Below are 7,530 nucleotides of genomic sequence, written 5' to 3'. Positions count from 1 at the left end.
GGCGGCGTCAGCGCGCTGCCGGCCGAGTAGCCGCGCGTGCCGGCGAGCCCGCCGTTGTTCGCCGCGTTCGCGTAGGCCTTCGCCATCGCGTTCATCGCGGCGAGGCCGCCTTCGTTACCCGACGTGCCGAGGCCGCCCGCGCCCAGGCCGGCCGCGCCGACGTCGGCCGCCGTGTCGCTGCCCGCGCCCTGCCCCGCATTGCGCAGCAGCTGCTTCATCAGCGCGTCGGCGACGCCGATCCCGCGCGTCGACATCTGCTGCGCGAGCTGCTGGTCGAGCATCGACGTGTACAGCTTGGACGTATGCGAATCGAACAGCCCGCCGTCCGGCGACGCGTCGCGCATGCTCTTGAGCATCATCTGCGTGAACATCGCGTCGAACTGGCCGGCGACCGCCTTCGCGCCGGCCTGCGGCGACTGTTTGGCCTGCGCGCGCAGCGCGTCGAAACCCTGCACGTCGAGCGCGAAGCGCTGCGTGAGGTCGTTCGCGTTCGGAAGAGAGGCTGCCATTTAGATGATCTCCAGGTCGGCGCGCAGCGCGCCGGCGGCCTTCATCGCCTGCAGGATCGACATCAGGTCCGCGGGCGTCGCGCCGAGCGTGTTCAGCGCCTTCACGACGTCGGCGAGATTCGCGCCGGCCGTCACCATCTTCAGCGCGCCGTTGTCCTGCTTGAGCTGGATCTGCGACTGCTGCGCCACCACCGTCTGCCCGTTCGAGAACGGCCCCGGCTGCGACACCACCGGCTGCGTGTTGACCACGACCGACAGGTTGCCGTGCGCGACCGCGCAGCTCTGCAGCGTGACCATCTGGTTCATCACGATCGAGCCGGTGCGCGCGTTCAGGATCACCTTCGCCGCCGCCTTGTCCGGGCTCACGTCGAGGTTCTGCAGCCGCGCCATGAACGCGACCTGCTGCGCCGAATCGGCCGGCGCGGCGAGCTGGATCGTGCGGCCGTCGAGCGCCGTCGCGGTGCCCGGGCCGAAGCTCGAATTGACCGCGGACACGATCCGCTGCGCGGTGCCGTAGTCCATGTCGTTCAGCTGCAGCTGCAGCACGCCGTTCATCTGCGCGATCGCGTTCGGCACCGCACGCTCGACGATCGCGCCGCCGACGATCCGGCCGGCCGCGAGCTGGTTCACCTGCACGCGGCTGCCGTTCGCGCTCGCGCCCGCGCCGCCGACCGCCATGTTGCCCTGCGCGAGCGCATAGACCTGGCCGTCCGCGCCCTTCAGCGGTGTGAGCAGCAGCGTGCCGCCGCGCAGGCTTTTCGCGTTGCCGAGCGACGACACGGTGACGTCGAGCGCCTCGCCCGGCCGCGCGAACGGCGGCAGCGTGGCGGTCACCATCACGGCCGCGACGTTCTTCAGCTGCATGTTGCTCAGCGACGACGGGCCGCCGTTGGCCGAACCGTTGTTGATCGAGATGCCGAGGTTCGCGAGCATGTTCGCGAGCGTCTGCGTCGTGAACGGCGTCTGCATCGTCTGGTCGCCCGTGCCGTCGAGACCGACGACGAGGCCATAGCCGATCAGCGGGTTGTCGCGCACGCCCTGGATCTGCGCGAGATCCTTCAGGCGTTCCGCGTGCGCGGGCGCCGCGCCGAGCACGCACGCCGCGGCCACCGCCGCGAACACGAGGGCGAGCCGCGCGGCGCCATGCGCGCGGGCCGACAGCCGGTCGAACAGGGTCTTCTGCATCGTCATCACCACGGCGCGATGTTGAGGAAGAAGCGCTGCAGCCAGCCCATCGTCTCGGCTTCGTTGATGTAGCCCTTCGACGAGTATTCGATCTTCGCGTCGGCGACCTGCGTCGAGTAGACCGAGTTCGCGCCCGAGATCGTGTTCGGGTTCACGACGCCCGAGAAGCGCACGAATTCGTTGCCCTGGTTGATCAGCATCTGTTTCTCGCCGCTGACTACCAGGTTGCCGTTCGGCAGCACGTTGGTGACGGTCACCGTGATCGTGCCGTTGAACGTGTTCGCCGCGCTCGCGCCGCCGGTCGCCGCGAACTTGTTGTTGCCGGCGGCCGACAGGTTCGCTTTCGCGAACAGCCCGCCGAGGAAGCCGGCCGTCGGCACGTTGAAGTCGGTGTTGCCCTGCCGGTTCGTGTTCGCGCCCGACGACTTGGTCGCGTTGATGTTCTCCGCGATCATGATCGTCAGGATGTCGCCGACGTTGCGCGGCCGCTGATCCTCGAAGAGCGGCCGCCCCGCGTAGCCGGGGTTGTAGATCGAGCCGGGCGCCTGCATCGACATCGGCATCGGCGGCTGCGCCGTCATCGGCTGCTGGATGATCGGATCGCGCGGAATCTGCGCGCAACCGGCGGCGAGCGCCGCCACCGCGACCGCGCATGCGGCGCGGACGGTGGCTGACGGGAGGAGGCGAACCTGCTTCATGGCGACGACGGGACTTTCCGGTTAGCTCTTCATCTGCGTGACGGTCTGCAGCATCTGGTCGGACGTCGTCACGGCCTTGCTGTTGATCTCGTAGGCACGCTGCGTCTGGATCATGTTGACGAGCTCCTGCACGACGTTCACGTTCGACGCTTCGACGTAGTTCTGGTTGAGCACGCCCGCGCCGTTCAGGCCCGGCTGCGACACGTTCGGCGCGCCCGACGACGTGGTTTCGGAGAACAGGTTCTCGCCGCGCGCCTCGAGGCCGGCCGGGTTGATGAAGGTCGCGATCTGCAGCGAGCCGATCTGCACCGAATTGGTCGAGCCCGCCTGCGTGACCGATACGACGCCGTCCTTGCCGATCGTCAGCGACGTCGCGTTCTGCGGGATCGTGATCGCCGGCAGGATCTGGTAGCCGCTCGACGTGACGAGCTGGCCCTGCGCGTTGGTCTGGAACGAGCCGTCGCGCGTGTACGCGTTCGTGCCGTCCGGCATCAGCACCTGGAAGAAGCCCGCGCCGTTGATCGCGACGTCCTTCGAGTTGCCGGTCTGCGTGAGGCCGCCCTGCGTGTACAGGCGCTCGGTCGCGACCTGCTGCACGCCGGTGCCGAGCTGCAGGCCCGACGGCAGCTCGGTCTGCTGCGTCGAGTTCGCGCCCGGCTGGCGGATGGTCTGGTACAGCAGATCCTCGAACACCGCGCGCGACGCCTTGAAGCCGTTCGTGCTGGTGTTCGCGAGGTTGTTCGAAATCACGTCCATCTGCGCCTGCTGCGCATTCATGCCGGTGGCGGCGATGTAGAGCGAACGGTTCACTTGTCGATTCTCCTGCGTAAGCTGGCGCGGGCGCTCAGCTGAAGTTGAGCAGCTGGTTCGCCGACTGCTCGTTCTGGTCGGCCGTCTGGATCAGCTTCGACTGAAGCTGGAACGCGCGCGCGTTGTCGATCATCGCGACCATCGCGGTCACCGGGTTGACGTTGCTGCCCTCGAGCGAATTCGGCGTGACGACCACGTTCGGGTCGGCGTCGGCCGGATTGCCGTCGGCGGTGCGGAACAACCCGTCGTTGCCGCGCGTGAGCGTGGCCGGATCGGGATTGACGAGCTTCATCTGGTCGACGATCGCGACCGCCGTCGGCGGGTCGCCCGGCATCAGCGCGGACACCGTGCCGTCCTTGCCGATCGTCACTTCCGCGTTCGGCGGCACCGAGATCGGGCCGCCGTTGCCGACCACCGGCAGGTTGCTCGCGGTGACGAGCTGGCCGTTCTCGTCGACGTGCAGGTTGCCCGCGCGCGTGTACGCCTCGCTGCCGTCGGCCGCCTGCACCGCCAGCCAGCCGGCGCCCTGCACGGCGACGTCGAGCGGGTTGCCGGTGCGCGTGATCGGACCCGGCGCGTAATCGGCGCCGGGCGTCGACGCGAGCACGTAGGTGCGCGTCGTCGTCGGGTCGATGTTGCTGCCGTCGCCGAAATTCATCGGCACCGCGCGATACGTCGCGAGCTGCGCGCGAAAGCCCGTCGTCGACGCGTTCGCGAGGTTGTTCGCGACGATCGCCTGCTGGTCGAGCGACTGCGACGCGCCCGTCATCGCCGTGTAGATCAGTCGGTCCATGGCTGCCCGTTATCCGCGCTTACAGGTTGATGAGCGTCTGGTCGACGGTCTGCTGCGTCTTGATCGTCTGCGCGTTCGCCTGGTAGTTGCGCTGCGCGGTGATCAGGTTGACGAGCTGCGACGTGAGGTCGACGTTCGAGCTCTCGAGCGCGCTGCCCTGCAGCGTGCCGTGGTTCGTGCTGCCCGGCGCCGAGATCTGCGGCACGCCCGACGCGGAGCTTTCCACGTACTGGTTGCCGCCGAGGTTCACCAGCCCGTTCGGGTTGTTGAAGTTCGCGAGCGCGATCTGGCCGAGCACGGCGGTCTGGCCGTTCGAGTAGTTGCCGGTCAGCTTGCCGTCGGTGCCGATCGTGTAGGTCGTCAGCGTGCCGCTCGCGAAGCCGTCCTGCGCGAGGTTGTTCACGCCGTCCTTGCCGCCGTACTGCGTCGTGCCGGTCAGGTCGAGCGTGAGGTTCTGCGGCGTCGCCGAACCGTCGGTGTTCGGCACCGTGAACTGGAACTGGCCGAGCGACGTGGTCGGCGTGGCCGGCGTGCCCGTCGTCGTGCTCTGGATCGCGCCCGACGAGTCGAACGTGACCGTGCCGAGGTCGTTCGTCGCGCCGCCCTGCACGCCCGCATACGCTTCCCACGTGCCGGCCGCCGACTTCACGAAATACATGTTGACCGCTTGCGAGCCGCCGAGCGAGTCGTAAACCTGGATCGACGTCGAGTAGTTGTACGTCGTGTTGTCGGTCGCGCTGAACGGCTTCTTGGTCGGCACCGTGTCCTGCGAGTTCAGGTTGAACTGCGCGGAGATCTTGGTCGTCGCGGTCGGCGCGAGGTTGGTCGTCGGCGCCTGCAGCGGCACGGTCTGCGCGGTGTTGATCACGCCGCCCGTGTTGGCTGCGTAGCCCATCAGGTTGCGGCCCTGCGAGTCGATGATGAAGCCGTTCTTGTCGCGCTGGAACGTGCCGTCGCGCGAGTACGTCGTCACGCCGTTGTTCGACATCTGGAAGAAGCCGTTGCCGTTGATCGCGACGTTGAGCGACGAGTTCGTCGTGGTGATCCCGCCCTGGCCGAAGTTCTGCTCGACCGAGTTCAGCCGCGTCCCGATGCCGATCTGCGTGTTGGTCGACGTCGCGACAGAGTTCGCGTACATGTCGGCGAACTGCGCGGTGCTCGACTTGAAGCCGACCGTGTTCGCGTTGGCGATGTTGTTGCCGATCACGTCGAGCGCGTTCGATGCACCCGAGAGGCCGCTCAGACCCTGTTGATAACCCATTTCGGTCTCCGTTTCGAGAATGCTCGATCAGTATCAGTTGGAGGTGGTGCCGCCGGACGAGGGCGACGACGACGCGGTATTCGGGAAGATCGACGCGACCTGGGTCAGCCCCACCGTCGTGCCGTTCGACAGCACGAGCCCCGCCGTGCCGTCCGCCTGCTTGATCACGCTCTGCACCGTCGAGGCCGCGAGCGTCGTGGCCGGCTGCGGCGTGCCGTTGCTGTCGGTGTACGACGCGCTGACGGTGTACTTGCCGTCGGGCAGTGCGTTGCCCGCCGAGTCGGTCGGCGTCCAGTTGAACGGCACGGTGCCGGCCGACTGCGCGCCCGCCTTGATCGTGTTCACCACGGTGCCCGCCGCGTTCTTCACGGTGATCGTCAGGTTCGACACCGAGCTCGACAGCGACACGCCGAACGGCGACGCCGCGCCGCCCTTCACCGCGACCGCGTTGCCCGGCGCGAGCACGTTCGTGCCGATCAGCAGCGCGGCCTGCGTCTGCTGGCCGGCCGTGAGCTGCGACGACAGCGACGTGAGCGACGTATTCAGCTGCGCGATGCCGCTCACCGTGTTGATCTGCGCGAGCTGCGACGTCATCTGCGAACTGTCGACCGGGCTGGTCGGATCCTGGTTCTGCAGCTGCGTGACGAGCAGCTTCAGGAACGTCGCCTGCAGGTCGCTCGCCGACGTGCCGTTGGTCGACGACACGTTGTTGGTGTTCATCGTGTCGGTCGGCAGGGTCGACACGTTCGTGCCGTTGCTGCCGATCGTCGTGCTGGAGGAAGTCATCCTGGGTGGCCTTCTGTCTGGACTTTCGGAACTGTCGGGTCTGTAAGGTCGGTCGGCGCGCGGCTTACGAGCCGATCGTCAGCGTCTTGAGCATCAGCGTCTTCGCGGTGTTCAGCGTCTCGACGTTGGCCTGGTACGAGCGCGACGCCGAGATCATGTTCACCATCTCCTGCACCGGGTCGACGTTCGGCATCTGCACGTAGCCGTTCGCGTCGGCGGCCGGGTTCGACGGGTCGTAGGTCGACTTCATCGGCGACGGGTCGTCCATCACCTTCGTCACGCGCACGCCGCCCACGCCCTGGCCGGACGCGGTGCGCGCGCCGCCGATCGGGTCGGTCGCGAACACGACCTGCTTGGCCTTGTACGGCTTTCCGTCGGGGCCGGTCGCGCTGTCGGCGTTCGCGAGGTTCGACGCGGTGACGTTCAGGCGCTGCGACTGCGCGGACAGCGCCGAGCCGGCGACGCCGAAGATGTTCATCAACGAAGGCATGGAAGCTCCTTTTGCTCGGATTCGGAGGCGGTGCGCGCCGTCACTGGTTCGTCGTGATCGCGGCGATCATCGCCTTGATCTGCTGGGTCATCACGGTCATCCCGGTCTGGTAGTGCAGCGCGTTGTTCGCGAACTGCACGCGCTCGACGTCGAGATCGACCGTGTTGCCGTCGAGCGACGGCTGCAGCGGCATCCGGTACTGCGCGCGGCCGTAGTCGTCCGCCGGGCCGCCCGTCGGGATCAGCTTCGCGGTGCCGGCCATGTGGCCCGCCGCCGTCGACACCATCGACATGCCGCTCGTCACGCCGGCCGGCTGCGTCATCGGCAGTTGCGCGGCGTTGCTCGGCGCGAGGCCGCCATTGGCCTGCTTCAGCGAGCGCGCGAGCGTCGACGCGAAATCGACGTCGCGGGCCTGGTAGCCGGGCGTGTCGGAGTTCGCGATGTTCGACGACAGCAGTTCCTGCCGGTAGGCGCGCACGTCGAGCGCCTGTCGGCCGAACGCGAATTCCGCATCGAGTTTGTCCAGCATGTGTGCGTCTCTCCGTATGAAGCGCTGCACGCCCCTCGCGCCGGATGGCGACCCGAGAGGCTTTTTTCCATGACAGCGATGGTAGGCGCCGGACGCAACCGGCAATCGGGCGAATAACGCGGCAAAGGCCCCCTCTATTCATCGTTTGCGCGACGGCCCCGCTCCCTAGAATGCGAAGCGGAGCAACGGATCGGGGATCGGGCGATGACTGGCAGCGCACTTCGCGGAAGGAACGGGCGGCTCATGCACGTCCGGCGTGCGTTTGCGCGTGCGTTTGCGCTCGCCGCGGCGCTGTGGATCGCCGCCCCGGCCGCGCACGCGGACGACGGGATGATCGTGATTCCCGGGCGCGGCGAGACGGCCGAAACCGCGCTCGCGCACGCCAATGCGGCAAGCGGCGGGAATGCGGCGATGGCGCCGGGTGCGGGCCTCGCGCCGGACGCGGGTCGCGCGGCGAGCGGCACCGGCT

General features: G+C 67.9%; 9 protein-coding genes and 1 pseudogene. 1 reads left to right on the top strand and 9 read right to left on the bottom strand.

Translation table 11 applies throughout. The annotated features are described in order from the left end of the window. The 9 genes from DPV74_RS37125 to flgB all read right to left on the bottom strand — a co-directional run. Positions 1-509 (bottom strand): rod-binding protein (locus DPV74_RS37125; protein WP_205571974.1); only part of this gene is annotated, 509 nt, incomplete at its 3' end. Continuing rightward, positions 510-1,694 (bottom strand): flagellar basal body P-ring protein FlgI, encoded by a 1,185-nt coding sequence (locus tag DPV74_RS37120; protein WP_027788923.1) that lies wholly within the window; start codon positions 1,692-1,694, stop codon positions 510-512. It lies immediately after the preceding gene. Between the two features lie 5 nt (positions 1,695-1,699). Continuing rightward, positions 1,700-2,392, bottom strand: coding sequence for a flagellar basal body L-ring protein FlgH (gene flgH, locus DPV74_RS37115; protein ID WP_027788922.1), 693 nt, complete (start codon positions 2,390-2,392; stop codon positions 1,700-1,702). A 21-nt stretch (positions 2,393-2,413) separates the two neighbouring features. After that, positions 2,414-3,202, bottom strand: coding sequence for a flagellar basal-body rod protein FlgG (flgG, locus tag DPV74_RS37110; protein WP_021164160.1), 789 nt, complete (start codon positions 3,200-3,202; stop codon positions 2,414-2,416). Between the two features lie 34 nt (positions 3,203-3,236). After that, positions 3,237-3,995, bottom strand: a complete 759-nt coding sequence (flgF, locus tag DPV74_RS37105; RefSeq protein WP_027788921.1) for a flagellar basal-body rod protein FlgF — start codon at positions 3,993-3,995, stop codon at positions 3,237-3,239. A gap of 19 nt (positions 3,996-4,014) precedes the next feature. After that, positions 4,015-5,256 carry a flagellar hook protein FlgE gene (gene flgE / locus DPV74_RS37100; protein WP_059700411.1) on the bottom strand — a complete coding sequence of 414 codons (1,242 nt, stop codon included), beginning with the start codon at positions 5,254-5,256 and terminating at the stop codon, positions 4,015-4,017. 33 nt (positions 5,257-5,289) lie between these two features. Next, on the bottom strand, positions 5,290-6,042 hold the full coding sequence (locus tag DPV74_RS37095; RefSeq protein WP_027788919.1) for a flagellar hook assembly protein FlgD: 753 nt from the start codon (positions 6,040-6,042) through the stop codon (positions 5,290-5,292). 64 nt (positions 6,043-6,106) lie between these two features. Beyond that, positions 6,107-6,532: a flagellar basal body rod protein FlgC gene (gene flgC / locus DPV74_RS37090; RefSeq protein ID WP_021164156.1), complete on the bottom strand. Its 426-nt coding sequence runs from the start codon at positions 6,530-6,532 to the stop codon at positions 6,107-6,109. 40 nt (positions 6,533-6,572) lie between these two features. Further along, on the bottom strand, positions 6,573-7,061 hold the full coding sequence (gene flgB, locus DPV74_RS37085) for a flagellar basal body rod protein FlgB (protein WP_021164155.1): 489 nt from the start codon (positions 7,059-7,061) through the stop codon (positions 6,573-6,575). A 204-nt stretch (positions 7,062-7,265) separates the two neighbouring features. Here flgB and DPV74_RS37080 point away from each other — a divergent pair. Continuing rightward, a pseudogene (locus DPV74_RS37080) lies at positions 7,266-7,530 on the top strand (flagellar biosynthesis protein FlgA); the annotation flags it as partial.

It is taken from the genome of Burkholderia sp. HAN2018 (assembly GCF_024704855.1).
In the GTDB taxonomy this organism is placed as follows: Bacteria; Pseudomonadota; Gammaproteobacteria; order Burkholderiales; family Burkholderiaceae; genus Burkholderia; species Burkholderia cepacia.
The sequence above is the reverse complement of the archived record's forward strand: the minus strand, read 5'-3'. Positions and strand labels throughout refer to the sequence as shown.

Excerpts from the sequence above, each read along its gene's own strand:
- DPV74_RS37095 (WP_027788919.1), bottom strand. The coding sequence starts at position 6,042 with ATGACTTCCTCCAGCACGACGATCGGCAGCAACGGCACGAACGTGTCG.
- flgE (WP_059700411.1), bottom strand. The coding sequence starts at position 5,256 with ATGGGTTATCAACAGGGTCTGAGCGGCCTCTCGGGTGCATCGAACGCG.
- DPV74_RS37120 (WP_027788923.1), bottom strand. The coding sequence starts at position 1,694 with ATGCAGAAGACCCTGTTCGACCGGCTGTCGGCCCGCGCGCATGGCGCC.
- flgF (WP_027788921.1), bottom strand. The coding sequence starts at position 3,995 with ATGGACCGACTGATCTACACGGCGATGACGGGCGCGTCGCAGTCGCTC.
- flgH (WP_027788922.1), bottom strand. The coding sequence starts at position 2,392 with ATGAAGCAGGTTCGCCTCCTCCCGTCAGCCACCGTCCGCGCCGCATGC.
- flgB (WP_021164155.1), bottom strand. The coding sequence starts at position 7,061 with ATGCTGGACAAACTCGATGCGGAATTCGCGTTCGGCCGACAGGCGCTC.
- flgC (WP_021164156.1), bottom strand. The coding sequence starts at position 6,532 with ATGCCTTCGTTGATGAACATCTTCGGCGTCGCCGGCTCGGCGCTGTCC.